At 51.6% G+C, this 26556-nt stretch carries 22 protein-coding genes; 13 read left to right on the forward strand and 9 right to left on the reverse strand.

Translation table 11 applies throughout. From position 1 onward, the window contains the following. Window positions 1-314 precede the first annotated feature (314 nt). Window positions 315-1535, forward strand: coding sequence for a CynX/NimT family MFS transporter (locus tag AC1RKG_RS18860; RefSeq protein WP_493183575.1), 1221 nt, complete (start codon window positions 315-317; stop codon window positions 1533-1535). On the opposite strand, the gene AC1RKG_RS18865 is transcribed toward AC1RKG_RS18860, so the two are convergent. From AC1RKG_RS18865 to AC1RKG_RS18875, 3 genes are all read right to left on the reverse strand, one after another. Continuing rightward, window positions 1525-1698, reverse strand: coding sequence for a YciX family protein (locus AC1RKG_RS18865; RefSeq protein WP_187961860.1), 174 nt, complete (start codon window positions 1696-1698; stop codon window positions 1525-1527). The genes AC1RKG_RS18860 and AC1RKG_RS18865 overlap by 11 nt on opposite strands. Window positions 1699-1709: 11 nt before the next feature. Next, the gene (locus tag AC1RKG_RS18870) at window positions 1710-1823 is read right to left on the reverse strand and encodes a YmiA family putative membrane protein (RefSeq protein WP_122080111.1); all 114 of its coding nucleotides are present in this window, start codon (window positions 1821-1823) and stop codon (window positions 1710-1712) included. Between the two features lie 391 nt (window positions 1824-2214). Then, a complete protein-coding gene (locus AC1RKG_RS18875) occupies window positions 2215-3867 on the reverse strand; it encodes a multidrug ABC transporter permease/ATP-binding protein (protein ID WP_493183576.1) in 1653 nt (550 codons plus the stop codon). Window positions 3868-4020: 153 nt separating this feature from the next. Between AC1RKG_RS18875 and AC1RKG_RS18880 the strand changes: the two genes are divergently transcribed. From AC1RKG_RS18880 to lldD, 3 genes are all read left to right on the forward strand, one after another. Then, the gene (locus AC1RKG_RS18880; protein WP_201896043.1) at window positions 4021-4941 is read left to right on the forward strand and encodes a LysR family transcriptional regulator; all 921 of its coding nucleotides are present in this window, start codon (window positions 4021-4023) and stop codon (window positions 4939-4941) included. Window positions 4942-5277: 336 nt separating this feature from the next. After that, a complete protein-coding gene (locus tag AC1RKG_RS18885) occupies window positions 5278-6861 on the forward strand; it encodes an L-lactate permease (protein WP_122080114.1) in 1584 nt (527 codons plus the stop codon). Between the two features lie 32 nt (window positions 6862-6893). Beyond that, on the forward strand, window positions 6894-8036 hold the full coding sequence (lldD, locus tag AC1RKG_RS18890; protein ID WP_493183577.1) for an FMN-dependent L-lactate dehydrogenase LldD: 1143 nt from the start codon (window positions 6894-6896) through the stop codon (window positions 8034-8036). Window positions 8037-8072: 36 nt separating this feature from the next. On the opposite strand, the gene AC1RKG_RS18895 is transcribed toward lldD, so the two are convergent. Beyond that, window positions 8073-9017, reverse strand: a complete 945-nt coding sequence (locus AC1RKG_RS18895) for a LysR family transcriptional regulator (RefSeq protein ID WP_130016950.1) — start codon at window positions 9015-9017, stop codon at window positions 8073-8075. A gap of 148 nt (window positions 9018-9165) precedes the next feature. Between AC1RKG_RS18895 and AC1RKG_RS18900 the strand changes: the two genes are divergently transcribed. Further along, complete coding sequence (locus AC1RKG_RS18900) at window positions 9166-9555, forward strand: tautomerase family protein (protein WP_128865150.1); 390 nt, start codon at window positions 9166-9168, stop codon at window positions 9553-9555. A 42-nt stretch (window positions 9556-9597) separates the two neighbouring features. Here the strand turns inward: AC1RKG_RS18900 and AC1RKG_RS18905 are convergent, their stop codons facing one another. Together AC1RKG_RS18905 and AC1RKG_RS18910 are read right to left on the reverse strand one after the other, a co-directional pair. Continuing rightward, window positions 9598-11364 carry an ABCB family ABC transporter ATP-binding protein/permease gene (locus AC1RKG_RS18905; protein ID WP_493183578.1) on the reverse strand — a complete coding sequence of 589 codons (1767 nt, stop codon included), beginning with the start codon at window positions 11362-11364 and terminating at the stop codon, window positions 9598-9600. A gap of 254 nt (window positions 11365-11618) precedes the next feature. Further along, window positions 11619-12296 carry a hydrolase gene (locus tag AC1RKG_RS18910; protein WP_020828435.1) on the reverse strand — a complete coding sequence of 226 codons (678 nt, stop codon included), beginning with the start codon at window positions 12294-12296 and terminating at the stop codon, window positions 11619-11621. Between the two features lie 244 nt (window positions 12297-12540). Between AC1RKG_RS18910 and AC1RKG_RS18915 the strand changes: the two genes are divergently transcribed. The 5 genes from AC1RKG_RS18915 to AC1RKG_RS18935 all read left to right on the forward strand — a co-directional run bounded on the left by AC1RKG_RS18915 (window position 12541) and on the right by AC1RKG_RS18935 (window position 16598). Further along, entirely contained in the window at window positions 12541-13437 is an 897-nt protein-coding gene (locus tag AC1RKG_RS18915; RefSeq protein WP_493183579.1) for a LysR substrate-binding domain-containing protein, read from the forward strand. Window positions 13438-13553: 116 nt separating this feature from the next. Then, window positions 13554-14123, forward strand: a complete 570-nt coding sequence (locus AC1RKG_RS18920) for an HdeD family acid-resistance protein (protein WP_493183580.1) — start codon at window positions 13554-13556, stop codon at window positions 14121-14123. 155 nt (window positions 14124-14278) lie between these two features. After that, window positions 14279-15211 (forward strand): curved DNA-binding protein, encoded by a 933-nt coding sequence (cbpA, locus tag AC1RKG_RS18925; RefSeq protein ID WP_493183581.1) that lies wholly within the window; start codon window positions 14279-14281, stop codon window positions 15209-15211. After that, on the forward strand, window positions 15204-15509 hold the full coding sequence (gene cbpM, locus AC1RKG_RS18930) for a chaperone modulator CbpM (protein ID WP_020828439.1): 306 nt from the start codon (window positions 15204-15206) through the stop codon (window positions 15507-15509). Before cbpA ends, cbpM begins: the two co-directional genes overlap by 8 nt. Before the next feature lie 960 nt (window positions 15510-16469). Next, window positions 16470-16598: a hypothetical protein gene (locus tag AC1RKG_RS18935; protein ID WP_493183582.1), complete on the forward strand. Its 129-nt coding sequence runs from the start codon at window positions 16470-16472 to the stop codon at window positions 16596-16598. A gap of 109 nt (window positions 16599-16707) precedes the next feature. Here AC1RKG_RS18935 and AC1RKG_RS18940 read toward each other — a convergent pair whose 3' ends face one another. The 3 genes from AC1RKG_RS18940 to AC1RKG_RS18950 form a co-directional block, all read right to left on the reverse strand. Next, the gene (locus AC1RKG_RS18940; RefSeq protein WP_122080120.1) at window positions 16708-17013 is read right to left on the reverse strand and encodes a type II toxin-antitoxin system RelB/DinJ family antitoxin; all 306 of its coding nucleotides are present in this window, start codon (window positions 17011-17013) and stop codon (window positions 16708-16710) included. Window positions 17014-17217: 204 nt separating this feature from the next. Further along, complete coding sequence (locus AC1RKG_RS18945; RefSeq protein WP_162302911.1) at window positions 17218-17577, reverse strand: Hpt domain-containing protein; 360 nt, start codon at window positions 17575-17577, stop codon at window positions 17218-17220. A 45-nt stretch (window positions 17578-17622) separates the two neighbouring features. Next, window positions 17623-18249, reverse strand: a complete 627-nt coding sequence (locus tag AC1RKG_RS18950) for a response regulator (protein WP_128865154.1) — start codon at window positions 18247-18249, stop codon at window positions 17623-17625. 803 nt (window positions 18250-19052) lie between these two features. On the opposite strand from AC1RKG_RS18950, the gene AC1RKG_RS18955 reads away from it, so the two are divergent. From AC1RKG_RS18955 to AC1RKG_RS18965, 3 genes are all read left to right on the forward strand, one after another. Then, a complete protein-coding gene (locus AC1RKG_RS18955) occupies window positions 19053-23300 on the forward strand; it encodes a transporter substrate-binding domain-containing protein (RefSeq protein ID WP_493183583.1) in 4248 nt (1415 codons plus the stop codon). A gap of 497 nt (window positions 23301-23797) precedes the next feature. Then, complete coding sequence (locus tag AC1RKG_RS18960; RefSeq protein WP_493183584.1) at window positions 23798-25111, forward strand: MFS transporter; 1314 nt, start codon at window positions 23798-23800, stop codon at window positions 25109-25111. Window positions 25112-25120: 9 nt separating this feature from the next. After that, window positions 25121-26059, forward strand: a complete 939-nt coding sequence (locus AC1RKG_RS18965; RefSeq protein WP_142814491.1) for a 2-hydroxyacid dehydrogenase — start codon at window positions 25121-25123, stop codon at window positions 26057-26059. Window positions 26060-26556: the final 497 nt, after the last annotated feature.

Genomic DNA, 26556 nt, shown 5'->3' on the forward strand with positions numbered 1-26556 from the left:
AGGGCGAGCGCGGTAGCCGGGGTGAGAAGCCTGCCGCAATGCGCAGAACGAAAGCGTCCGCGCAACGGCCAGGTTGGCCGACTTTTAGTTCGCTGGGTGATCGGGATCACATAATCGTAATTATGCGTATTCTGCGTGCCGCTTGCGGCAGGGGAAAGGCTTGCGCACTGCTGAATCGGCCCCTTGTCAGGCCACGGGTTCTTCCCTACACTTGCGCGCAGATATCGGCCCCTGCCGGTACGTAAGCGTTAACGTCAATCAACGCATCATGCCGTGCAGAATTGATTGACTGCATGCCCTGGTGCGAGGAACTGATGCCCCAATCCGCTGTAACCCCAACGCCTGCTGCGACAAAACGCAGCCGTTTACGTCACCCCTTGTTACTGGTTGCCGGCATTATGCTGGTCGCTGCCAACTTGCGTGCCGCGCTGACCAGCGTGGGGCCGCTGCTGGAACAGATCCAGCAGCAGTTGATGCTTTCCGCCACTTCGGCCGGCCTGCTTAATTCACTGCCGCTGATCCTGTTTGCCGTGCTGTCGCCGGTCACGCCCGGTCTGGCGAAGCGCATCGGCATTGAGCGTACGCTGGGCATGGCGTTGCTGCTGCTGGTAATTGGTATTGTGCTGCGTTCAATGCCGCAAACCGGCATGTTGTGGTTGGGCAGTATTTTGATCGGCGCCGCCATCGCGTTTGCCAACGTGGTGTTGCCCACGCTGGTAAAGCGTGACTTTCCAGGGCGCGCCGCCGCCATGATTGCTGCCTATGCAGCGGTGATGTCGCTGGTGGCAGCCACAGCCTCCGGCCTGGCGGTACCGCTGGCGACATTGCACGATCGAGGCTGGCGTTTTTCCCTGCTGTGCTGGAGCCTGCCGGCGCTGTTGGCGCTGATTGTCTGGCTGCCGCAACTGCGTCGCTCTTCAATCCCGACGGCCGGTAACGCAACACCGGCTCAACCCGCCCCGTCACGTTCCCCCTGGGGCAGTGCTCTTGGTTGGCAGGTGGCGCTGTTTATGGGTCTGCAATCCATCACCTTCTACACCATTATCGGTTGGTTCAGCACCTTCGCCGCCAGCCACGGCACGTCGCCGCAACAGGCCGGTTTTGAGCTGTTTATCTATCAGGTGGTGGCGATCGTCGCCAACTTTGTCATGGTGTTTATTCTGCCGCGCGCCCGCGATCAGCGCGCCATCGCGCTATGCAGTTCTCTGCTGATTTTTATCGGCGTCGCCGGTCTGCTGCTGCTGCCGGGTTACTCTTTGGTGTGGTTGATTTTTGCCGGACTGGGGGCGGGGAGTTCTTTGGTGCTGGCGCTGTCCTTCTTTGGCCTGCGCAGCAGCCATCATCATCAGGCCACGCAGCTGTCGGGCATGGCGCAATCGGTCGGCTATCTGTTGGCGGCGCTGGGACCCACGCTGTTCGGTTTGTTACACGATCTGACTCAGGGTTGGCGATTGCCACTGATGGTTCTGCTGTGCCTGACACTGTTGCAAATGCTGTTTGGCATGTTGGCCGGGCGCAATCAGGTTATTCGTTAACCTCAGGGGGAGTGGGGTGTTCCGGCCCGGATTCCCCGGCGTCGTCCTGCCAGAGGTCGTTGATAAAATCCCGTTGCTCGCTCGTCAACTGCCATGACGGGGGGATTTTGGCCGGACTTTCATCCCGGTCGCCCCCTGTGCGCTTTACGCGTTTTTTTTCCATCACCCTACTTCCTAAATAAACAGCCAATAAATCACGGCGGCGACGGCCAACCAAAACACCCCGCAGCCGATAAATACGCACAACCAAGTTTTACGTTTAATATCCGCGTCATCCTTGCCTATCACAGCTACTCCATCCAATAGATTAAACTAATTGATAATCGATTATTGATCTATTTAAACGATCAATAAAGTGGTTTGTTCCTATGGTAATTATAAAAATACATGCTACCCACTTAGAGGGATCCACGTAAATGAAGGGAGAACGCCCGAGGGGCGCGGTTCTCGGCACACAAGAATGCGTCCCGCACGGAACCTCTGGCCGTTTTTTATGATACTGATGACAAGGACAAAACAATGGGTAATGCGAGCTTTATTGAAATAAAAAACTATTAAAAAACCAAATTAATCGCACGATCGACCAAGACCATGATTAACACAGGGTTAAATGGGTTATTGAAAGGGAGTTGAAGGGAAAGGATGGTCCGGGCAGCGACCGCCGCCCGAGTGATATCAATCAGTCAAGATGAGAAACCGAGTCTTTACTGGCAAGTTCACGATCGCTGCCGGTCAATTCGCTAAGGTGCCCATCGCGCATTTGCAACAGGCGGTCCGCATGCTCGAAATAGTGATCGTCATGGCTAATGGCAAACACCGTTTTACCCAGCGCGCGCAGCTGCGGCAGCAGCTCACGATAAAAGATGCGTCTGAATTGCGGATCCTGATCCGCCGCCCATTCGTCCAATAGCAGAATATCCCGCTCTTCGGCCACCGCCAGCAACAGCGCCAGACGCTTGCGTTGCCCCTGGGATAACTGAGGGTTGGTCACCCGAAGACCGTCAAACTCCAGCTTGTTTTTCATGTTCAGGCGATGAAGCCAGCTTTCCACCAGCTCAGCATCCGGCTGCCCGCCCTCAGGCCCCTGCAAAAGCTGGAACGGGTGAAAGTCGGTGAAAATGGCGGAAAACAACCGGCGATAGTCATGCATGTCCGCCGGATTCTGCGCAATGCCGTCCAGCAGTATCTGCCCGCTGACCGGCTGATACAGTCCGGTCAGCAGCATGGCCAGCGTCGATTTTCCGCTGCCATTGCCGCCAATCAGGAACACCAATTCGCCGCGGCGCAGCGTCAAATTCAGCGGGCCCACGGCGAATCCGGCCTTTTCTTCCGTCGCGCCATAATGGAACATCACCTCACGCAGCTCCAATGTTTGCCAGGCCTTGGTCGTTCCCGCCGGAAATTCCTCTTGATAGTCGGCGAGCCGTAAGGATTTGACCTTGTTAAAAGCCACTTCTGCGCTGACAAGCGTAGGGAATGCCCCCACCGCCTGCAGCAACGGCGTGCGCAGGAACAGCAGCGTCAGTGAATAGGTCGCCGCCACGGCGGTATCGGCCCAGCCCAGGCTGTTGGCCATATAGAACACCAGGCCTATCGCGCCCAGCATCATGATATTCGACCAGTTCACCGCGCTGAGGTGGAAGGTATCGGCACGAATAATATGATGGCGATACTCTTCGGCATCCGGCTGGTAGGCCTGGCGGTAAAGCGCTTTGGCACGATCGCGGTTCAATGCCAGCTCTTTGCGGCCGTCAATGGCTGACTGATAGTGCTGATAGAGTCGCTCTTCAGATTCACGCACGTTGGTCAGGTGACGATAGACCCGCGATACCAGACAGCCGCTGCCAAACACCGTCACCGCGACCCAAATGGCCGTCACCGCCAGCATCTGCGGCGACAGCCAGCCCAAATAAGCTGCCGACCCCAACGTCAATATCCCCCCCTGAACCAGTTCGGGCAAACGCACAAAAGCCAGGGTAATGTTGCGAATATCGCTGGCCAGGCTCGCCAGCAATGCCGCACTGCCAAGCTGCTCGATCCGCTCAATATGGGTATCCATGATCCGCTTCACCAGTTGACCGCGGAGCCGAAACACGAAGTGGTGGCCCAAGGCGGTCAGCGCCAACTGCGAACCCAGCGTCACAGCCATCAGCAATGCCAGTAACCCGAGAAACTCCGGCAATACCGCCAGCGGATCGCCCGCCGCCGTCATCAGCCGCAGGTTGATAAAGGCAATGATGCCGATACCCAATGCCGCGCTGGCCATGGTTAACGCCATTACCGCCACAAACGGCCAGCGATATTGGCGGTAAACCACCCGTAGCAACTCCATGAAAAACCCTTACCCTGAAATATTGAGATGGCAGGCATTGTAAGCGGCCAAAAAGTGATATCAATAACAATTCTCATATTGTCGTCGACGATTGATTCCTGCCCGAGAGGATTTACACTGGCTGGAGATCTGGGACAAGGAAAACCAAGACTGATGCTGCCTACACATGAATATGCCAACGATCTGATCCTGTTCGCCTTAATTGTTGACTGCGGTTCTTTCAGCAAAGCCGCAGAAACGGCCGGCATCACCAGCTCGGTGGTCAGCAAGCGTATCGGACGTCTGGAGAAATCCCTCGGCGCGCGCCTGCTTTACCGCACCACGCGCAGCCTGACGCTGACGGAAAATGGCCGCAGTCTGTATCGCCAGGCCAAAGAGATCAGCGCCAAAATTCAAGATGCTTTGAATGTCGTCAGTGAAAACAGCGACGAGTTGACTGGCGTCATCCGCATGTCGGTACCGACGATTTCTGGCGAGCTGCTGCTCAGTGAGAGCGTGGCCGAATTTTGTGCGCGGCACCCGAACCTGAAGGTAGAGATGCGGCTGGAAAATCGCTTTGCCGATCTGGTCAACGAAGGGATAGATTTGGCGATCCGCACCGGCACCCTGCCGGACTCAAGCCTTATCGCACGCCACATTCTTGACTCCCGATGGGTAATAGTCTGCTCGCCCGGTTATCTGCAACAGCATGCCGAACCCCATTCGGCCGACGATCTGCTCAAGCATAATTGCCTGACCTACACCTATCAGGAAAGTGGTACCGACAACTGGCTGATGAAGCCACCGGGCGGCGGCGAAATTTATGAGCTACAGGTTAAAGGCAATTTGTCGGCCAATAACGCGCGGGCCATCCGCAAGGCGGCGATCGGCGGTTATGGCATTGCCATGGTGCCACGCTGCATGGTATTTGAGGATTTGCAGGCAGGAACACTGGTAGAAGTCTTGTCCGGGCACTGTGGCAAGATATTAGGCGTTTACGCGGTTTACCCGTATACCCGCAATTTACCCTTAAAGACCCGGTTGTTGATCGAACATATCATCGCGGGCTATCAAAATATCAGCCAATATTTTTGAGGCCGGTCACAATATTATTCCCACCAGCAGTAAGATGCCGACGGGGGATTACGTCATTTTTGGGGATAATCTATGGTCAATTAACGCCTAATTAATGTGATCCAGTCCCACCCACATCTTAAGTCAAAATTCAATTCATTGATTTTTATATAAATATAACCTCACCTTTCATATACCAATAATCTCATTTCGTAATCATCACGCCTAAGCACTTCGATGTTAAAAAATTGCCGTATAGCACCGCCACCAATGTTGTGATTAGAATAAAAATGTTGCGGCAATTAACTATTTAGCTACATCTCCGTGAAAATAAAAATAATAACCGAAGAGGATCTTATGTCCCTTTTTTTCAGCGTTGCGCCCATCGTCCTGCTGATTTGGATGATGACCAAAAGGAATGGCGTTCCCTCTTACCTCGCTCTGCCGCTGACGGCTGCCGTCGTGTATACCGTGCAGCTACTGTGGTTCGACAGCGCCCCCCTGCTGTTGCATGCCAATATCGTCACTGCATTGGTGGCGGTTTTGACCCCTATCACCATCATCGCCGGTGCGATTTTGCTGAACAAATTGATGCAGATCAGCGGGGCGGAAAACGTGGTACGCCGCTGGTTGGAGAATATCAGCCCCAATCCCGTGGCCCAGTTGATGATCATTGGTTGGGCATTCGCGTTCATGATAGAAGGTGCCAGCGGCTTCGGCACGCCGGCGGCTATCGCGGCCCCGATTCTGGTGGGGTTGGGCTTTAACCCACTGCGGGTCGCCCTGCTGACGCTGGTGATGAACTCGGTACCCGTTTCCTTCGGCGCCGTGGGCACCCCTACCTGGTTTGGCTTTGCCAATCTGGGCCTGTCGGACGCCAGTCTGCTGGAGATTGGCCGCCAGACCGCGCTGATCCACTTTGTCGCCGGGTTTGCGATCCCGCTGCTGGCGTTGCGTTTTATCGTTTCCTGGCGGGACATTCGCCGCAATCTGCCTTTTATTTTGCTTAGCGTCCTGAGCTGTACCCTTCCCTATCTGCTGCTGGCGCAGGTGAATTATGAGTTTCCGGCGCTGGTCGGCGGCGCCATTGGCCTGGCGGTGTCGGTGTTGCTGGCCCGCGCCGGCATCGGCCTGGTACGGGTTGATAAAAACCAGGAACCCGGCCAGCCGGTGCCCTTTATCCAGGTGCTCAAAGCCATGACGCCGACCCTGCTGCTGATTGCTATCCTGATAGTGACCCGCATCCACCAATTAGGCATCAAAGCGCTGCTTAACAGTACGGCACCGCTGTGGCAAGGGAGCCTCGGCTGGTTGGGTGAGCTGCGCGTCAGCGACGCCCTGATTATCGAGCTGCAACAGGTGCTCGGCACGCAGGCCGCTGCCAGCTACAAAACGCTGTACGTGCCCGCGCTGATCCCTTTTCTGCTGGTGGTGGTGCTGTGTATTCCGCTGTTTCGGCTGAACCGTCACCAGGTCAAACAGATGTTTAGCGAAACCGGTCAACGGATAGCCAAGCCCTTTATCGCCCTGTTGGGGGCCCTGGTGATGGTCAACCTGATGATGCAGGGAGAAAACGACGCGCCGGTGATCCTCATTGGCAAAGCGCTTGCGGCACTGACGGGGGAAAGCTGGCTGCTGTTCTCTTCTTTCCTGGGGGCGCTGGGGTCTTTCTTCTCTGGCTCTAATACCGTTTCCAACCTGACGTTCGGCGGCATTCAACAGTCGATCGCCCTGAGCAGCGGACTCAACGTCAATCTGACGCTGGCGCTGCAATCCGTCGGGGGCGCCATGGGCAATATGGTGTGCCTGAACAATATTATCGCCGTCTGTTCGATCCTCGGGATCGGCAACGCCGAAGGAAAAATCATCAGAAAGACCGTGCTGCCGATGCTGGCGTACGGAGGGATCGCCGCCGTCATGGCCCAGATCCTGGCTCTCTGATCCAAAGTACGTTATCGAAAGAAGGTAAAAACATGATCATCTCCGCCTCAACCGACTATCGGGCCGCCGCGCAAGCCAAGCTTCCGCCCTTTCTGTTCCACTATATTGACGGCGGGGCCTACGCGGAGCATACGCTCAAGCGTAATACCGAAGATCTGGCCGATATCGCCCTACGCCAGCGCGTGCTGCGCAATATGTCGGACCTCAGTCTGGAAACCCACCTGTTCGGCGAAAAGCTGGCGATGCCGGTAATACTGGGCCCGGTCGGGTTAACCGGCATGTATGCCCGTCGTGGCGAGGTACAAGCGGCCCGGGCTGCTGCGCAGAAAGACATTCCCTTTACGTTGTCTACGGTTTCGGTATGCCCGATAGAGGAAGTCGCGCCGGCCATCGATCGGCCCATGTGGTTCCAACTGTACGTGCTGAAAGACCGTGGCTTTATGCGCAATGCGCTCGAGCGTGCCAAAGCGGCCGGGGTGAAAACGCTGGTGTTCACCGTTGATATGCCGGTCCCCGGCGCGCGCTATCGCGACGCCCATTCCGGTATGAGCGGCCCTAACGCTTCCCTGCGCCGCGTGCTGCAGGCCGTTACTCACCCGCAGTGGGCCTGGGACGTTGGTCTGCTCGGCAAACCTCACGATCTGGGCAATGTGTCTGCCTATCGCGGTAAACCGACCAGTCTCGAAGACTATATTGGTTGGCTGGGGGCCAACTTCGATCCTTCCATCTCATGGAAAGATCTGGAGTGGATCCGTGAATTCTGGGAGGGGCCGATGATCATTAAAGGGATTCTGGATCCCGAGGACGCCAAAGATGCAGTGCGATTCGGCGCCGACGGCATCATCGTATCCAACCACGGCGGCCGTCAGTTGGACGGTGTACTCTCAACCGCACGCGCCATGCCGGCGATCGCCGATGCGGTAAAAGGCGACATTACGCTGCTGGCCGACTCCGGCATCCGCAGTGGATTGGACGTAGTACGAATGATCGCTCTGGGGGCCGACAGCGTACTGCTGGGGCGAGCCTTCGTTTACGCACTGGCCGCCGCCGGGCAGGCCGGTGTCGCTAACCTGCTGGAGCTGTTGGATAAAGAGATGCGCGTCGCCATGACGCTCACCGGAGCAAAAACCATTGCTGAGATTGGCGCAGGCTCTCTGGTCCACGGACGCGGCTAGCACCTTCTCCTGGCGGCTCCTGAAGCCGCCAGGCACTCAGCGGATGAAAAACCCTTCGGCAAAGGCGCTGCGCAAATAACGGCTGAACTCCGTCACTGCTCGCGATACCTGCGGCGCATAGGGGCGCACTACATAAAGACTGTCGGCAAAAGCACCTATAGGGCGCCAGGCCGGCAGTACCTCAATCAATCGGCCGTCCGCCAATGCCTGCTGCGCACTGAAGTCCGGCAGCAAGGCAATACCCAGCCCTTCTGCCGCCGCATCACGTATCGACTCACTGTTGTTGGTGGCAAAAGGACCGCTGACCGGCACGCGGGTCTTTTCAGCTTGGCCCGGCAGCCCCTGTTTCGCGGCGAAGCTCCACTCCGGCGCTTCGGTACCGCGGGGATAGTAAAGGCACTGGTGCCGTTGCAGCTCCGTCGGTGACGTCGGCATGCCGTGCCGTTTCAGGTAGTCGGCCGACGCCACGGCCACCGTTTCGGTTGAGCACAACCGCCAGGCGACGTGGGTGTCAGGCAAGCTGTCGCTGTGGCGGATCGCCAAATCAAAACCCTCGGTGGCCAACGACACCAGCCGATCCGAAACCTCAAGCTGCACCCGCACCTCAGGATTTTCGCGTAGAAAACCGGTAATACGCGGCACCAGTTGCTGGCGGGCAAACGCCACCGGCGCCGTGACCCGCACCGAACCGCGCAGCGGCCCGGCAGAATCGCAAATGCCGGAAAAGCTCTGTTTGATTTGTGCGAAAGGCTGGCGCAGTTCCTCGACCAGCCTCAGCCCGGCATCGGTCAGCCTGACGCTGCGAGTGGTGCGCTGCACCAACGGCACCCCTGCCAGCATTTCAATCTCTTTGATTTTTTGGCTCATGGCCGCTTTGCTGACGTCCAGCCGCTCTGCCGCACGGGTAAAACTCCCCTGCTCAGCCAATACGGTAAGCCAGTGCAAATGGGTCCACAAGGTTTCTATTTTTGGATTTTTCATCGTCGACTGTTCATTTATATAAACAATGAGTTCAAGTATAGCGCTTCTTCCCGCGCCAGCACTTGGCTAAGATGGATCCTCAAAGGCGATGTCAAAACGCTGCCCTGCGCGCATCAATAACTATTAACCCACTGACAGGATTATTAAAATGCCATTACTCATCTTTGACGTCATCGAAGGTCGCAGCGACGCCCAACTGCAAACGCTGCTCGACGCCGCCCACCGAGCCGTCCTCAGCGCCTTTGAGGTTCCCGTGCGAGACCGCTACCAGATTGTTCATGAAAATAAGGCTAAGCATATGGTGATTGAAGATACCGGCCTTAACCTGACGCGCACCCGCAAGCTGGTAGTGGTTCGAGTGATTACCAGCCCGCGCCCCGAAGAACAAAAACAGAAGTTTTATGCCGAGCTTAGCCGTGAGCTGAAAGAAAGTTGTGGGATTGAAGGCAGTGATTTGATGGTGTCCATCACCACCAACAGCAAGGGAGACTGGAGCTTCGGCAACGGCGTGGCACAATACCTGACCGGTGATCTTTAGCGCGCCGTCCCCCAGACTGAGCATCGACTGGGGGACGCACTTTCAGGGCTGCTGTTCTTCGCTATATTGGTTTTGCCACATTGCAGCATAGCGGCCGTTGGCAGCCAGCAAGGCGTCATGCCGCCCTCGCTCAACAATCTCACCGGCCTTCAGCACGATGATTTCGTCGGCATCCACCACCGTCGACAGCCGGTGCGCAATCACCAACGTGGTATGGTCGCGGCTCACTTCACGCAGATGCGCCTGGATTTCGCGTTCGGTCTGGGTATCCAGCGCACTGGTCGCCTCGTCGAACACCAGGATCGCCGGATTTTTCAGGATGGTGCGCGCAATCGCCACCCGCTGCTTTTCCCCACCCGACAGCTTGAGCCCGCGTTCGCCCACTCGAGTTTCATACCCGTCAGGCAGGCTGACGATAAACTCGTGAATATGCGCCAACCTAGCCGCGCGCTCGATCTCTTCCTGACTCGAACCGGTTTTACCGTAACCAATGTTGTAGCCCAACGTATCGTTGAACAACACGGTGTCCTGCGGCACGATGCCGATTGCCGCACGCAGGCTAGCCTGCTTCAGGCTGCGGATATCCTGGCCGTCAATCGAGACAGCGCCGCCGCTGACGTCATAAAAACGAAACAACAATCGGGATAGCGTGGATTTGCCGGCCCCCGAAGCACCGACGATCGCCACCGTGTTGCCGGCCGGGATGGTGAAACTGACGTTTTTCAGGATCGGCCGACGCTCATCATAGCCAAAGCTGACCGAGTCAAAACGCACCTCCCCTGCGCGCAATTGCAGCGCCGACGCATCCGGCCTGTCGACAATTTCCTGCTCTTCCTGCAGCAGATCGAACATGTTCTCCATGTCGATCAGCGCCTGTCTGACTTCAGCATAAATGAACCCGAAGAAATTCAGCGGCTGATAGAGCTGCAGCAGATAGGCATTCACCAATACAAAGTCGCCGACCGTCATCCGCCCCTGCACAATGCCCTGCGCCGCCATCGCCATCATCACGATCAGTCCGATGGAAATAATGGCGGTTTGTCCGAGGTTGATGGCGGTAAAACTGAACTGGTTTTTGATGGCGGCGTATTCATACAGGCGACGCGACATGTTGAACCGATCGGCCTCAAAGTCCTCGTTACCGAAGTATTTGACCGTCTCGTAATTCAGCAGGCTGTCGAGTGATTTGCTGTTGGTATCAGCGTTGGCTCGGTTGAGCTCACGTCTGAAGCGAGTTCGCCAACTGACGGCCATCACGGTGAACAGAATATAGCAGCCAACCGTCACCACAATCGCCAGCGCAAACCAGCCGTTTAACAGATGCCACATGATCACCGAAACCAAGGTGATTTCGAACAGAATGGGGAAAATGGAGAACAGCAACCGCGAAAGCACCGTCGCCACCGCCTGAGTGCCGCGTTCGATAGACAGCGACAGCCCGCCGGTCTGCCGCTCCAGGTGAAAACGCAGGCTCAACGCGTGCAGTTGTCTGAAGACGCGTAGCCCCAGTAGCCGGGTCGCATTCTGGCTAACGTGCACGAACATCACGTTGCGTAATTCTTCAAATAACGCCCCCCCAACACGCGCCACGCCATAAGCCAGGATCAAACCGATGGGAATGGCCAGCATTTTGGCGGTTTCACCGCTCAAGGCATCGACCATGGCTTTATAAGCCAGCGGCACCAGCGTGATACTGACCTTGGAGACCACCATAAAAACAAAGGCAATCACCAGGTAATAACGCAGCCGGGGGTTCTCTTTGGGCCACAGGTAGGGCAGCAGAAACTTCAATAAGCGGGAACGGTCCATATCAGGTATCTATTGTCTCGGTCAGCAGTGCAGCATGGTTTTTTATATTCTGGCACGTATGCCACGAAAAACCTTCGGCAATTCTCCGATGCGGCTCTTTTGAACCCTGATCACCTGAATGGCACACCTCGGTGGTGAGGAATGACATGATGTTTACATCCCTGCTGCATACATGCGCGGGCCTAATACCCAGCCCGAAGTATCGACGCAATGGCCCCCATGGCATTAGGCTGACCATGGAGGCGCACAGCGGTTTATTTCTCCGAGTCTAAGGTTTCGTGATGCGTGATGACGTCTTGCGCCTTGTTATAGCTCTCGATAAGCAATTGATATGACGGGAAGATCAAGGTGTAGATCTCGGCCCACTGTGCCGCATCCTCACGATTCCAGGTTTGTTGAATCTCTGACGCCACAGCCCCGGTATCCATAGGGACAGCACCGGCCTGAACTACCCGCGCCAGGGTAATTTCCTGAGCCATTTTTGAGTAGGTACCGGACGCATCGACCACGACGAACACCTGATAACCGTCGGCAATTGCGCTAATAGCCGGGAAAGCCATACAGACGCTGGTAATGGTGCCAGCAATAATCAGCTGTTTTTTCCCGGTGGCCTTCACCGCCTGCACGAAGTCGGCATTATCCCAGGCATTAATCTGGCCGGTGCGTGCCACGTATTGCGCATGCGGTGCGTTCGCATGGATTTCCGGGATCAGTGGCCCATTTGGCCCCTGTGGCACCGAAGCCGTGGTAATCACCGGCATGTTGGCCAGCGTGGCAATTTTGGCCAGAGCGGTCGCATGGCGGCGCAGGTCGGGCATCGGCATATCGCCGATGGTTTGAAATAAGCCGCTTTGGTGGTCGATCAGCAGCATTACGGCATCGGCCGGGTTGATTACCGGGCGCTGGTTATTAAAGTTTGCTGGGGCACTCATAGATCCTCACTTGTTCATCCTGAAACGTTAGCGGTCAAAGAGCTGCTTTTCCTGAACTCAGCAGGCTAAAGCGAGTCATTAAATTTAGGCGACTGGAATATGACAGTTCCGATTGTCCAAGGCTTTTCATCGATATAGCATGCACTTATGAATGAAAGCCTCATATTTAACCTAGCAATGAATCAAATCGGCAAACAGGCCAATTATTGGAAATGAGTGTTTCATCAATGGGAAAATGGTCTTTATGATAGATTTCAATGAAATGTTTATGTTTGCCAAGGTTATTGAATGCGGAGGCTTCCTTGCTGCAAGTAAGAAATTTGGTATCCCCAAGTCCACACTGTCCAGAAAAATATCCGCACTTGAACAACGCCTTAATGTCAGACTGATACAACGTTCAACCCGAAATATAATGATCACGGAAATCGGTAAGGAATATTATCAATATTGCGTGCAAATGATCGCTGCGGCAGAAAAAGCAGAAAGCCTGATTAATAACAAAAGTGACCAACCCACCGGTAAAATCAGGATTACCTGCCCCACGATTCTTATGGATCTCGGTCTGTCAAAAACCCTGGCGAAATTTATGCAGGCTTACCCTGAGGTGGTACTTCAGGTAAAAATATTCAATCGTGACGTGGATATTATTGCAGAGGGGTACGACATCTCATTTCAACTGATGGGCAAAGAATCCAAAAACAGCAATCTGATTATGCGGAAAATTGCCGACATTTCCTCTTCTTTTATGCTGAATCCTGCCGGCAGGATCCACCCCAACCAGGTGCAAGAACCGTCAGATCTGCATCAACTCCCCACCGTTGGCTGGCTATCTTCTCATTTTCAATCCGCATGGACGTTCAACAAAGAAGGCCGGGAAGTCAAGATAAGCAATGAGTCCTGCCTGGTGTGTGACGACATCAGACTACTCAAAGAGGCGATTCTTTGCGGCAGGGCTACGGGTTGTTTGCCGCTAAAGCTGGCACGTCAGGAAATTCACGATGGCACCCTGACAACCGTGCTGAATGACTGGCAGCTGGAGCCGCGCAAAATTGTCGCTATTTATCCTTCGCGCCAGGGCCTGCTGCCCGCCGTCAGGGCATTGATCGACTTCGTTGTCGAAGATTTCGCACAGAATGGCTGACTTATTCGATTGAAAACAACGATTACGCACAATTATCCTCCCGCACTTGGCGACAGGTATTATAATTAAAAAGACAATACGAGATAGGATATCCAAACAGTTTAAGGAGATACGTCATGTTAAATATGGGTCCACGCCATTCGCTGATTATCGATGAACAAAGTTTAAAGAAACAACGTACCCCGCTGTTAATCATCTCTATATTGCTGCTGTTAGGCGGTATTTTTTGCCTTTTCAGCCCCTTCGCTTCTGGCGCCGCGCTGAGTATGGTCATGGGCATTTTCTTGCTGTTGAGCGGATTCGGTCTGATTTTCGGCATGATAGCTAACCGGGTACAAAATACCTGGCCGATGATCGGCGGTATTCTGCTAGGGGTCGCTTACCTTATTATCGGCTACGTGTTTATCACCACCCCGGCGGTAGGCATTTTCGCCATGGCGATCTATCTTGCCGTACTCTTCGCTCTGGGCGGCATCGTACGACTGATTGCTGGCTACAAATTACGTGATATCAGCGGCAGTTGGCTGCAGTACGTGATTGGTATTTTGGATCTGATCATTGCCTGGATGCTGTTCAGCGCCGATCCTATGACTTCCGTCGTACTGGTCACCACCATTGTCGGCATCGAAATGCTGTTCAGCTCTTTTGGCCTGTTCCAGGTTGCTCGCCAACTGAAGCGCTCGTGATTTCAGGCGGGGCCACTCGGCTCCGCTTTTCTACTGCACAGCCGACAATTACCCCGATACATCGGCGGCCAAGTGCCCTAATATTAGTAAGGTTTCACGCAAAGCAGGTTCAACTACTCCCCCCTGACGAAAGATTGAAATGAGATGATAACGCTATGGAATTCAAGGACTATTATACCATTTTAGGGGTCAAACCATCAGATGACATCAAGGCGATAAAAACCGCCTATCGTCGGTTGGCGCGAAAGTATCATCCTGATGTCAGCACAGAAAAAAATGCCGAGGCACAGTTTAAAGAAGTGGCCGAAGCCTACGAGGTGCTGAAAGACGACGAGCGCCGTGCTGAATATGATCAACTGCGTCAACATCGTAATGACCCTAACTTCGGCCGCCAAACCCAGCACGCTCATGCAAATGCAAATAATGCCGAAGACTTTTCCGACATCTTTTCCTCCATGTTCGGCGAACATGCGCGCGGCCAGCGTCAGCGCCAAAGCCGAGCCATGCGCGGGCAAGATATTGAAATGGAAGTGGCCGTCTTCCTGGAAGAAACGCTGGCCGAGCAAGCCCGCACCATCCGCTATAGCCTGCCGGTCTATAACGCCTTTGGCATGGTGGAGCAGGAAATCCCCAAAACCCTTAATGTGAAGATCCCTGCCGGCGTAGGCGACGGCGAACGCATTCGCCTGAAGGGCCAGGGCGGCCCGGGGATAGACGGCGGTGCGAATGGCGATCTCTACCTTATCATCCGCATTGCGCCACACCCCATGTTCGACGTCGTAGGCCACGACCTGGAAATTGTGTTGCCGATTGCTCCTTGGGAAGCTGCGCTCGGTGCCAAGGTGCCAGTCCCTACTCTCAAAGACAGTATTTTGTTGACCATCCCTGCCGGTAGCCAAACCGGACAACGTCTGCGCGTTAAAGGGAAAGGCTTGGTCAGTAAAAAAGAAACCGGCGATTTGTATGCCGTGATCAAGGTTGTGATGCCGCCGAAGCCGGACGAAAAGAGTGCTGCACTGTGGCAACAGCTGGCGGAATCTCAGGCGAGCTTTGATCCGCGCAAAGAGTGGAGTAAGCAAAATGGCTAACCTAAAAGTAACCTTCACCATTACCGAGTTTTGTCTGCATACCGGTGTGACAGAAGAAGAGCTAACGGAGATTGTCGGGCTGGGCGTGATAGAGCCGCGCAACCCGGCAACGGAAGAGTGGATCTTTGACGATCGCGCCTTGATCACTTTCCATCGAGCTCAGCAATTGCACCATGAACTGGCGCTGGACTGGCCAGGTATTGCCGTCACCCTGACGTTGCTCGAAGAGATTGAGCAGTTACGTAAAGAGAACAGCCAGTTGCACCAACGGCTGGCGCGATTCGTTACCAGGCCCTGACAGGGCGAAAACAGCCCATTGCATCGCGCCCACCTTCGCTCAGAAAAACAATTTCGTTGCAATAAATCCGCTGAGCGAATGGAGGGCGATAAAAATAGGCTTTAACTACTTAAAATAAGCGTTCATGTTTTTTAATAAGTACTGTTAATAAAGACATGTCATTAAAAACAGTATTGACACCATTTTATAAATCCGTAGATTGGTAATCAACAGCAGCGTAATGATAGCAGCTGTTAATAGTAAAAGTGTTTAGTAAGTTGTTATTAAGTTATTTTGCGATAAAGGCCACGAAGTTTTTTAGTATGGGTCATCGATGCTGAGAAAAGTTACAGTCTTGCTCGATGAAGCTTTAAGGCCACGTTGTAAGTACCGACAATCGCAGGGTGTGTACCAAAACGCGATGATGTAAGGCCATGTTAGAACTGTTTTTTGTTTGCGATCAATGAGTAAGACAGTGAAAACAGATCGCAATAGAAGTGAGGCTATGCATCAAAGAATAGATATCGCGAGGGGAGATGTACGAGTTGAGATGCCATACCTTTGATTATTTTGGTAGGCGGTAATTGTGAACTGGTAAATATAGGGGAGGTTTGAGTTAACCCAATATTATCTGTGATTAACCTGTACATTTAGTGTAGAACTTTAGCAGTAAATAATAGTAAGTTCATTAATGTTAAATCAGAAGTCAATAGTACCTTAAAAGCCCTGGCTGCAACGGTCAGGGCTTTTATCATTTATGGCAACCCTGAGCGTATTAATCAGTAAATTCCTCATCGCAATACCCCTCAGAAAAACCGCAGCAACAATCTCATTGACCGCTCTGCGTAACGGTTCTTTTACGACTCCCCCACACTTATCGTTAGGATTTTTACCTAAAAATACATTTTAAATTCAACGTCGTTAAGATTTATCTTAAAATGCAAGCCGGATATTTATGGATCTTGATGTTCAGGGAATGAAATGGGTGACAAGCAGCGTAAGCAGGATTATCGGGTTGAGTATGGCGAAGAATGGAAGCCTGAAAAAACCTCTAAGTGGTTTTGGTTTGTGCTGTTCGTCATTCTGGGTGTTTTGATTGCCGTTTCCTAAAAGTAGCCAGCAAGAAGGTTTCCTGTATAAAGTCGGCGATATGTCTCAGCGGTCGAAACCGCTGAGCGAGTGAGAAAATATTCTATTTCATTATAGAGAAATGATTAACTTAACGGTGCTTCTCGACATTCAGCATATCCCCTAGCTTTTCTGATTTATATTGAGAATAGTTACGCTGAATTTCAGGATATTCCAGCTGGGACAGAATATCATTATAGGCCTGGTAGCAAAGTTGTTCACGGTTAGTGCTACTGCCATTGAGCAGTTCTTCCGGCATCGCCCCTTCCTTGACTATACGATTAAGGAACATTCGAATACCTTCAGAAACGGTCATGCCCATCTCTTTGAAGACCGCTTCTGCGCGTTGCTTTAAGTTGGTGTCAATTCGCGCCTGAACAATGCTATCGCGTGTCATAAAACCCTCCTGGTGACATTTTTCTCATCCTGTCAGGGCATTATTGCGCTGGAGATAGTGGATAAAAATGAGAATTCAGCTCGGCACCGTAACGCTATTGACGGTTATTGTGAGAGTAATGCCCGTAACTCTCGTAAGGTAAAGATGACATAACCGGGAGTGAGCATTTAAATGCTCTATTATTACCTCATCACCGTGCTTAAACTAGCGCAGATGGATTAAACAATCATTCAGAGAAAATATCATTAACTCTATTATTTTCAAACCACTATAGATTTTATCAGGGTGCATATCCTCCAACCGTCGATTCTCGAATGCCAGGCAGGCTGCTGCGATCTCTTTCGCACAAATGGTTTGCGCAGAGCCTTTTAATCGATGGACCGTTTTGGCAACCCCAACCCGATCACCCTGCTTTGCCAAGGTTTGGGCCAGGGAAATTTCCTTTATATTTTCTTCATTAGCTTTATAAAGTAACGTTTTAATAAAAGAAATGTCGTTGCCAGCAACCTGAAAAAGCCGGTTGATATCCACATGTGCAGATAACGACAACTTGTCATCATCCATTACACTTTCCCCCGCGTTGGCTTTGTGCATTTTTCGCTCAAATCATTAGTCCAAATTATTTTTTATGCAAAACTCATAAGTTTCCATCATACTATTTAGGTCCAGCTTGGCCATGACTCTTCTTTTATAGGTCCCTACCGTTTTATCACTTATGTTCATCTGCAAACCAATATCGACCAATCGCATGCCTTTTGCCAAATAACGTAATACCTGTAACTCCTTTGCCGAAAGCGAAGCAATTGCATTCTTTTGTTTATCTTCTCCGGGCTGCAAAATCTGTTGCCTTGCTTGTTTTAAAGGAAAATAGCCATAGCCGGCGCTAATTGCCGCCACAGCACTATGCAGATCGCATAGGTTATTCGCCTTGCTGATAAAACCATCCGCCCCAGCGCCCACACAGTTTTTAATATAGTAAGGTTCGTCTTTCCCCGAAAGCACCAGAATAGCCCCACTGAACTGGCGTTTGCGCAAACGCTGAACCAGTTCAATGCCGCTGATAGAGTGAATGTCGATATCAACGATAACCAGATCCGGCTTGTGTTTTTCAATTAATGATAGCGCCTCAAAACCATCACCCGTTTCACTAATTACCCTGAGGCCTTCTTTTTCCAACAAAACTTTAATGGCAAAACGTGTGACAGGATGGTCGTCAACAACCAAAACACTCTTCATCGGTCACTACCTCATTATTTTCGTCAATTTACTGCTGCCCTGGAAAGCCCACTAAGATGACAGTGGACAATTGAAACCTGGCTCAACGATACGCGATTCAAGATGGCATGAATGGCTAAGATTATTTTATATTAAGCCCCAAAAACCATTGGCAGTAACAATGAATCATACTATACCCTCTCGGTCACCACCATAGAGATAATTCACTTACTCTTTGTTTTTATTAATGTTATGCGGATGTTGCCTGCCAGCTCCGTTCATTATTTTGTTGTTTAACAGATCATATCATTATTGAGAATTTCGCGCCCAGACCGTTGGAGAAAACCTGGACTCCAGACACAAAGCTTGTGTAAGGGAAATATTACACAAAATAACGTCAATGATTACAAAAAAATCAGGATTACCTTACAAAAATTGAAAGTATGTTCCGATGGGTTAAAGGAAAGCTCCACTATAATCTATCTATATCCTATCTCAACGCCTTACACCCATAATGTCTACACCTCCATTTGACAACATCCCTATAGAAACTGCACTTTATTAAGGTTCAACGGCCTCTGCCGTTTAACTATTTCCAGACTTTATGATTATCAATTAGTGCTAATTTACACCTCGTTAGCCTGGAAATTAAAATCCATGCATTCTACATAAAGCCATTGAGAATCAATGCGTCGTTTTTAAACAAGGTATAAGCCGATATGTTCTTTATAACGCTTAAAAATAATTTAGTCGGCCTTATATTCTGGTTCGCATTAACCCTGTTTACACTGATCATGCCGGCACTTCACGCCGCAGAATTGACCATGGAAGAAAAAGAGTGGATCAGGTCCCACTCGGAACTGAGGGTCGGCACCTATGAAGGCGGATTACCTCCACTGGAAGATAGGGTTAAAAACCAATTAACCGGTTTTGCCCCGGACGTACTCAATGAAGTCACCAGTCGATTGAAATTAACGCTAAAGGTTAAAGAGTATCAAAATCGTCTCGATATGATGCAGGCACTGAGACACGGTGAAATCGATGTGGTGATGAACATGTCCCCTACGTTCTCAGGCGCCAAATATCTGCGCTATAGCCAGCCTTACGGCGAGAACGATCTGATTATTGTCAGCGCCCGCGACAATCGGCACATTCTGGATCATTCAGACCTTGCCAAGGCATCGGTCGCCGTAGTCACCGGCTCACCCGAAGCTGAGCTGATCCCGGACGTTTATCCTGCCATCAGGCTGCATGAATTCGCCAACCAGACCGCGGCTCTGCTCAGCGTCGAGCAGGGCGAAACCGATGCATTCATCGGTAATCGCTACACTATCCGCTACCATATTGCCCTTAACAAAAGCGAAGCTTTCAGAACCGTGGGCAATGCCTATTTACCGCTGCAAACGTTAAGATTCGCCTTTCCACGGGAAAACTCGCTACTGGCCAACGCATTCGATGTGGCCATTACCGATATTGGCTGGCGTGAACAACAGGTGTTATTTGAAAAATGGGTCGCTCCTTTCCCTGCCCGGTTGCCAAAAACTGAACGTATCAATCTTTCTCCCGACCAGATTACCTTGCTGAACCAACTGCCACATCTGCAAGTCAGCAACCTGGAATCCTATCCGCCGTTCTCTTTCCGCAATCAGCATGGCGAACCCAGCGGCCTGGTCGAGGACTATTTCGATCTGATACGCCGCCAGCTGCAGCTTAAATCTGAACGTGTCAGGGTTCGTTCGCTGAATGAATTGATGAAAATGATCAAAGAGGGTGAGATCGATCTGGTCCCCGGTTTGCCGCCAACCGCAGAGCGCATGCAGTTTTTAGCATTCAGCCAACCTTACGCGCGCTTTCCACTGATGATCGCTACGCGTAAAGAAACCAGCAATATCGAAGGTATCGAGAGCCTTGGCAAGGCGCGGGTAGCAATATCCGAGGACGCAGAGCCCATCCCAACGCTACTGCGTAAAAACCCGGAGCTGACGCTGATTCATACCGATACAGCCGAACAAGGTTTGCAGCTGTTAGCCGACCGCCAGGTAGATGCTTACATCGGCAATTTGGTGGTCACCGATCGCATTATTACCGAGCAATATCCCAATATATTAAAGGTCGCGGCTCCGACCGGTTACTATGCCGAACTGGCAGTAGCGGTCACCAAAAAGTACGCTTATGTCATCCCGCTGATCAACCAGGCTCTGGCAAATATCAGCACCGATCGCAAAGAGCAGATCCGCAGCGCCTGGTTCCCGATCACCTTCCATGAAGACCTCGATCTTATGGTTATCATCAGGAAAATTCTGCCCGCCATATTGGCCGTCGGCTTCATCATGGCACTGCTTATCATCGCCTATTGGCGTTTGCGCAAGGAGACCAGCCGTAGGATCCGCGCCCAGATAACCTTAGCCGACCAGCTCAGTTTCCAGCATGCTCTGTTGGAAACCATCCCTTTCCCGGTATTGGGCAAGGACCACCGCGATCGTTATATCGCGGTCAACAGCGCCTTTGAGAAACTGACCGGTCATGCGTCCGCGCATATGTTGGGCAAAACGCCAGAAGAATGCGGCTACATCGATGCCATCGTATCGCTGGAGCGCGAACCGGAAAACCGCGCGGCTTTGTCAGCCGAGGAAGGCATCCACCGTCCACTGCGCTATGCCAATGCCAAAGGAGAAATGCGAGAGGGGTTGTTCTGGCTAAAACCCTTCTTCAGCGTTGACGGGGGGCCTGGCGGCAGCGTTACCGTTTTGGTCGACGTCACGGATATCCGCCGTTCTGAAGAACGAGCTTTGATATCCGAAGCCCTGCTGACCGACGTGACCGAATCGCTGCCGGTTACCGTGTTTCAAGTCTGCCTTTCGGTCAATGGCGATATACATTTTACCTACGTGGCGGGTGCTGCAGAGGCCACCTTTGGCTTATCTGCCGAAACCATGATGGCAGACCATGAAAGCTTCCAGCAGCGGGTAAATGCCGAAGATCGATCCATGCTGCAAGAGAATTTGGTTCGCATGCAAGGTACGCTCGCCCCCTTCCAGAACGAATTCCGCATGCAGGTCAAAAACAATCAATGCTGGATCCGTGTCAATTCAGGCAAGGGCAAACGTGAGAAAAACGGGGATGTGTTATGGGGCGGCTACTTTGAAGATATTACTCAATCCCGCCGCCAGGAACGCATGCTGCTCGAGGCAAAAACCAAGGCGGAGGCCGCTGCCCGAGCAAAAGCGACTTTCCTGGCGACCATGAGCCATGAGATACGCACCCCGGTACACGGCATTCTTGGCTGGCTGGAGCTACTGGAAAGAACCCGACTGGACGATGAACAAAACAGAATGCTGGTTACGGTACAAAGCTCTGCGCAGCATTTGACCCAGGTGATTGACGATATTCTTGATTTCTCCAAGCTGGAAGCGGGCCAGGTCTCGCTGGAAAACCTGGCGATGGATATCCGGGTATTCCTGTCAGAAATGATGCAAACCCTGAACCTGCAAGCGTTGAAAAAGAGTCTGTCACTGCATCTGTATCTGGATAGCAGGGTTGCCCAAAAACTGTTGTTCGACCCAGTCAGGCTACGCCAAATTTTAATGAATTTTCTCAGTAACTCACTGAAATTTACCCATGCGGGTGACATTACGCTGCGGTTGGTTCTGCTCGGCGAGCAGAAGGGTCGGCAGTTTTTGCGTTTCAGTGTTATTGATACCGGGATCGGTATCCCTGCGGATATGCAGCAACAACTGTTCCAGCCTTTTCAGCAGGCAGAGGCTTCCACCACCCGCCGTTTTGGCGGAACCGGCTTGGGGTTGGCTATCTCCAAAGGCCTGGCACAACAGATGAACGGGACGCTCACTATGCACAGTGAGCCGGGCGAAGGGAGCACCCTCAGTTTCGATGTTCATTTCGACGTCTATACACCGTCAGCGGCGCTGCCGGAACTGTCAGGTACCCGAGCGACCCTTTGGTGTGATGACGTCGTTATCAGCCAGAACCTGCGGGAAATGCTGTTGGCATTAGGCGTTACCGTCACCTGCCTGTCAGGTCCACAGACGCCGTCGCTTATCATGACCGGCTGCGATTTACTGTTTATAGAGGAAACCACGCTGACAACGCTTGCGATGCCTTCCACCACCAGGGACAACATGATCGTTTTGACTGAAAAATCACAGCCGGACAATTCGATCGATCCGCATATCCTCGACGTCACGCCATTATCGTGGGAGAAGGTTAAAAAAATCTGCGCCACTCTGCTCGTCGAGCAAAAAAAACAGGCCGTCAACGCCAACAAGCCAACGGTAGAAAATGTGCCAGATATCATCCAGAACCGCGAACATGCCCTGGCGAACGGAAGCCTGATATTGGTCGCCGAAGACCACCCTATCAGCCGAGAACTGATCAAACACCAGTTGCAAATGCTGGGCTATTGCTTCGACCTCGTCGAGGATGGCCGACAGGCTTTGCAGGCGATAGAAACTACCCGTTATGGCCTGGCGATTGTCGACTGCCATATGCCCTATATAGACGGTCTGGAATTAAGCCGCCTGGTCCGCCAAAAAGAGGCGGCGACGAAGAGTGCAAGACTGAAAATTGTCGCACTTACGGCAGGCGTACTGGAAGAACAAGAAGATCAGTGCATTGCCGCCGGCATGGACGCTTACCTGACAAAACCCATTGATATTAAAGGACTGAAGGAAATTCTCACTCGATTTATCACGCCAATAATGGTGACCGCAACAGCCCTTGGCGCAACCAACCCAAATCATTTGTTTAATGTCGACATGGCCTCCTTGAATAAGCGTTATGGTTCAGAAGAAAAAGCCAAAGTGGTCATGAGTATGATGCTGGGCAATCTGGAACATGGGCTGCATCAGTTGGCCGCCAGCCGATCTTCCACGCAGCAAGCTCTGATCGTACGCCATTTGGCATTGGATCTGGGGGCGCTTAATTGCCATATCATGGCCACGCAGGCGACAAGATTGGAGACACGGTTAAATCAGGGAAAAATCAATCTCACCGGCGATCTGCAGGATTTTAAACAGGCTATTGCGCAGTTGATCCTGCAGTTGCACATGCTATAACTGCAAAAAATAGCTTGCCGATGCTATTTTGGGAGGAAATCTCCATCAATACTTAAATGATTGATTGATTGATTGATTGATTGATTGATTGATTGATTGATTGATTGATTGATTGATTGAGATATTTAATTGACAGATATATTGATAACCAAGCAACAATGATAACACAATCATTTGCAGTGTAGATTAATTAATATTTAAAATAACACTAAACGTTATATTCCACCCAACCAATTATTAAATCACTCACTTATTAAAACACCTACCAGATCACTTCAGAAATCAACAAGATAAACTCAACCAGTTAAATAAAAAAACAAACAACAAGAATAACTTAAAAGCTCGACAATCTTGTTTAAGAAAATAATCATAGCACCAGTGATGCAACTGTGATAAATCAGATCATAGAAAACAAGCCCAAAAAACACAGTTACAAAGAAACCCCAAAATTAATTCAAAAAAATCGCCATCATTAATTTTTATACAGGCCAGGTAAAATGGATAATAACCTACATCACTCAACCGTAAAGAAAATAAATTTAAGACTAATTCCATTCATCATGCTGCTGTATTTAATTGCATATATAGATCGTGCAAATATTTCCGTGGCCGCATTACAAATGAATGCCGACTTGGCATTAACTGCAGAAATGTATGGCATTGCGGCCGGCATATTCTTCGTCTCCTACATTCTCTTTGAAATTCCCAGCAATATTATTCTTACTCACGTAGGGGCGAAAATCTGGATCGCCCGCATAATGGTCACCTGGGGCATCATTGCCATGGGAATGAGCCTGGTGCAAACGCCTCTGCAGCTCTACATTATGCGCTTTCTGCTTGGGGTGGCGGAGGCCGGTTTTACGCCCGGGATCATCTATTACCTTTCCTGCTGGTATCCTCGTAGCGATCGTGCCCGCGCCATGTCGATGTTTTATATCGGCGCAGCGCTGGCTTCGCTCATTGGTTTACCGATCTCCGGCGCTATTTTACAGATGAATGATGTGCTGAGTATCGCCGGTTGGCGCTGGTTATTCCTGCTGGAAGGTGCCCCGGCAGTGTTGTTGGGCATCGCGGTTTACTTCTACCTGGATAACAAACCGGAAGACGCCAAATGGCTGAAACCCCAGCAGCGCGCCTGGTTGACAGGCATACTCACGCAAGAAGCCAGGCAGACACCTACCCAGCAAGAGCACCATTGGCAGGCCGCGTTCAAAAACCGCAAAGTATGGCTGCTGAGTCTAATGTGGTTATTGCAAGCCTTCGGTACCATCGGCATTGGCCTGTTTCTGCCATTGATTATCAAAGGCGTGGTCAGCGAGCAAAGCAATTTCATCATTACCCTACTTTCCGCCGTCCCCTTTTTGTTCGCCTGCCTGTTTATGTATTTTAATGGTCACTATTCCGACACCCACCGCGCCCGCGCATTGCCCCTGGGGCTACCGCTAATCTTTTCCGGACTGCTGCTACTAATGGCCATATTCAGCACCAACCTGGCGTTAGCCTATGTTCTGCTGGTGTTCACCATTGCGCTGAACTGGGCGATCATCCCTATCTTCTGGGCAGTAACAACGGAAACGGTGTCCGGCATAGCGGCAGCGGCCTCCATTGCGTTGATCAATGCCGTGGCCAATATCGTTGGGCTGGCGTTACCACCGGTTATTGGCCGAATTAAAGATATGACCAACAGCTATGATGCCGCCTTAATTATGGTAGCTATTGCGTTGGTATTAGGGGGAATTATCGGTTTGCAAGTTGGGCGCCGGAAGCACATCGCCAAACTGCCGGTACATCAGGACATGCCAGAACATTAAGGAGCAAGTATGACAAACGTTATTTTGCAGATGGCACCAGTGCCCATGCAATTGACTCAGCGCCTGCAACAGCATTTCACCTTAGTCAATTACGCCCAACTTACCCCGGAGCAACAGGTTGAACTGTTACCTCAGGTTCGCGTTTTATTAATCAACGGTGAAACATCTTTGAGCGACGCTGCCATGGCATGCTTTCCCAACCTGCAGCTGATTGCCGTTTTTGGCGTAGGGTATGAGCGAGTGGATGCCCACGCGGCCCACAAACGTAACATTCAGATCAGCAATACGCCGGGCGTGCTCACCGACGACGTTGCCGATTTGGCATTTGGGCTGATACTGGCCTGCGCCCGCCAGATTGTCGGCGCACAGCGCTTTATCGAACGCGGTGACTGGGCCGACCAGAGCTTCCGCTGGACACGCAAGGTCAGCGGCAGCCGGCTCGGCATTCTCGGTCTGGGTCGTATTGGCCGTGCTATCGCCCGGCGCGCTTCGGCGTTTAATATGTCAGTGTGTTATCACAGCCGTACTCGGCACGCGGGCTTTGAGGGTGAGTACTGTGCAACGCCGCAAGCACTGGCAGCGCACTGTGATTTCCTGGTGGTGTGCGCCCCTGGCGGAGAAAGCAGCCGCGCCCTGGTCAATGCCGAAGTATTACAGGCTCTGGGCCCCACAGGTATTTTAATCAATATCGCTCGAGGCTCGGTGGTGGATGAAGCGGCTTTGGTGCATGCCATTGAGCATAAGTTGATTGCCGGTGCGGGGCTGGACGTGTTTTGCGATGAGCCCCGAGTCCCAGGCGCGCTGTTGCAACGCGATAACGTGGTGATCACTCCCCATATGGGCAGCGCCACGCAGAGTACCCGCAAAGCAATGTCGGAACTGGTTTACGAAAATATTAGCGCCTACTTTTCCGGCAAGTCTTTGCTGACTCCAACAGATAAGCCTTAATTTCGACGGGAGGCAACACGGGTTCAATTCTAATATGCGAAAGGAATTGTTCCCTGGTCACTCAGCATTAAAACCCTTCCGGATTGTACAACCCGCACTCAATTCAGGTATGCCACTGATAGTACAAGGTTACATAGTTTTACTTAAAACACTTAAATATTACCATAACAAATAATAATTACCTGAGTTAGCACATACAAAATATAAAAAAAAACACACAACATTGTAATTTTCAATTAACACAATAAAAAACCATCCTTGTAATACAACAAGTTGATTTTCGAGCGCGATTACCAATAAACATGGCATATTAAGTCGAAAACTCTGTTTTATTCCATTAACGCAAAACCATATCCATAATTATCATAATTAACGATATAATCATCCAACAAAAGCATGGATCAGGCTTATCACCCATATCCGCCTTCAATCGCCTTACGCGATTATAGTTCAACGTGAATATGGCGTCTAAATACGATTTAGAGGGAAGGAACCAC

The sequence above is a fragment of the Serratia sp. GW822-FHT06D09 genome, assembly GCF_058799515.1.

Excerpts from the sequence above, each read along its gene's own strand:
- AC1RKG_RS18915 (WP_493183579.1), top strand. The coding sequence starts at position 12,541 with ATGATAGATTTCAATGAAATGTTTATGTTTGCCAAGGTTATTGAATGC.
- AC1RKG_RS18945 (WP_162302911.1), bottom strand. The coding sequence starts at position 17,577 with ATGGATGATGACAAGTTGTCGTTATCTGCACATGTGGATATCAACCGG.
- AC1RKG_RS18875 (WP_493183576.1), bottom strand. The coding sequence starts at position 3,867 with ATGGAGTTGCTACGGGTGGTTTACCGCCAATATCGCTGGCCGTTTGTG.
- AC1RKG_RS18935 (WP_493183582.1), top strand. The coding sequence starts at position 16,470 with ATGGGTGACAAGCAGCGTAAGCAGGATTATCGGGTTGAGTATGGCGAA.
- AC1RKG_RS18905 (WP_493183578.1), bottom strand. The coding sequence starts at position 11,364 with ATGGACCGTTCCCGCTTATTGAAGTTTCTGCTGCCCTACCTGTGGCCC.
- AC1RKG_RS18885 (WP_122080114.1), top strand. The coding sequence starts at position 5,278 with ATGTCCCTTTTTTTCAGCGTTGCGCCCATCGTCCTGCTGATTTGGATG.
- AC1RKG_RS18895 (WP_130016950.1), bottom strand. The coding sequence starts at position 9,017 with ATGAAAAATCCAAAAATAGAAACCTTGTGGACCCATTTGCACTGGCTT.
- cbpA (WP_493183581.1), top strand. The coding sequence starts at position 14,279 with ATGGAATTCAAGGACTATTATACCATTTTAGGGGTCAAACCATCAGAT.
- AC1RKG_RS18900 (WP_128865150.1), top strand. The coding sequence starts at position 9,166 with ATGCCATTACTCATCTTTGACGTCATCGAAGGTCGCAGCGACGCCCAA.
- AC1RKG_RS18860 (WP_493183575.1), top strand. The coding sequence starts at position 315 with ATGCCCCAATCCGCTGTAACCCCAACGCCTGCTGCGACAAAACGCAGC.
- AC1RKG_RS18880 (WP_201896043.1), top strand. The coding sequence starts at position 4,021 with ATGCTGCCTACACATGAATATGCCAACGATCTGATCCTGTTCGCCTTA.
- AC1RKG_RS18865 (WP_187961860.1), bottom strand. The coding sequence starts at position 1,698 with ATGGAAAAAAAACGCGTAAAGCGCACAGGGGGCGACCGGGATGAAAGT.
- lldD (WP_493183577.1), top strand. The coding sequence starts at position 6,894 with ATGATCATCTCCGCCTCAACCGACTATCGGGCCGCCGCGCAAGCCAAG.
- AC1RKG_RS18910 (WP_020828435.1), bottom strand. The coding sequence starts at position 12,296 with ATGAGTGCCCCAGCAAACTTTAATAACCAGCGCCCGGTAATCAACCCG.
- cbpM (WP_020828439.1), top strand. The coding sequence starts at position 15,204 with ATGGCTAACCTAAAAGTAACCTTCACCATTACCGAGTTTTGTCTGCAT.
- AC1RKG_RS18955 (WP_493183583.1), top strand. The coding sequence starts at position 19,053 with ATGGAAGAAAAAGAGTGGATCAGGTCCCACTCGGAACTGAGGGTCGGC.
- AC1RKG_RS18960 (WP_493183584.1), top strand. The coding sequence starts at position 23,798 with ATGGATAATAACCTACATCACTCAACCGTAAAGAAAATAAATTTAAGA.
- AC1RKG_RS18965 (WP_142814491.1), top strand. The coding sequence starts at position 25,121 with ATGACAAACGTTATTTTGCAGATGGCACCAGTGCCCATGCAATTGACT.
- AC1RKG_RS18920 (WP_493183580.1), top strand. The coding sequence starts at position 13,554 with ATGTTAAATATGGGTCCACGCCATTCGCTGATTATCGATGAACAAAGT.
- AC1RKG_RS18940 (WP_122080120.1), bottom strand. The coding sequence starts at position 17,013 with ATGACACGCGATAGCATTGTTCAGGCGCGAATTGACACCAACTTAAAG.
- AC1RKG_RS18950 (WP_128865154.1), bottom strand. The coding sequence starts at position 18,249 with ATGAAGAGTGTTTTGGTTGTTGACGACCATCCTGTCACACGTTTTGCC.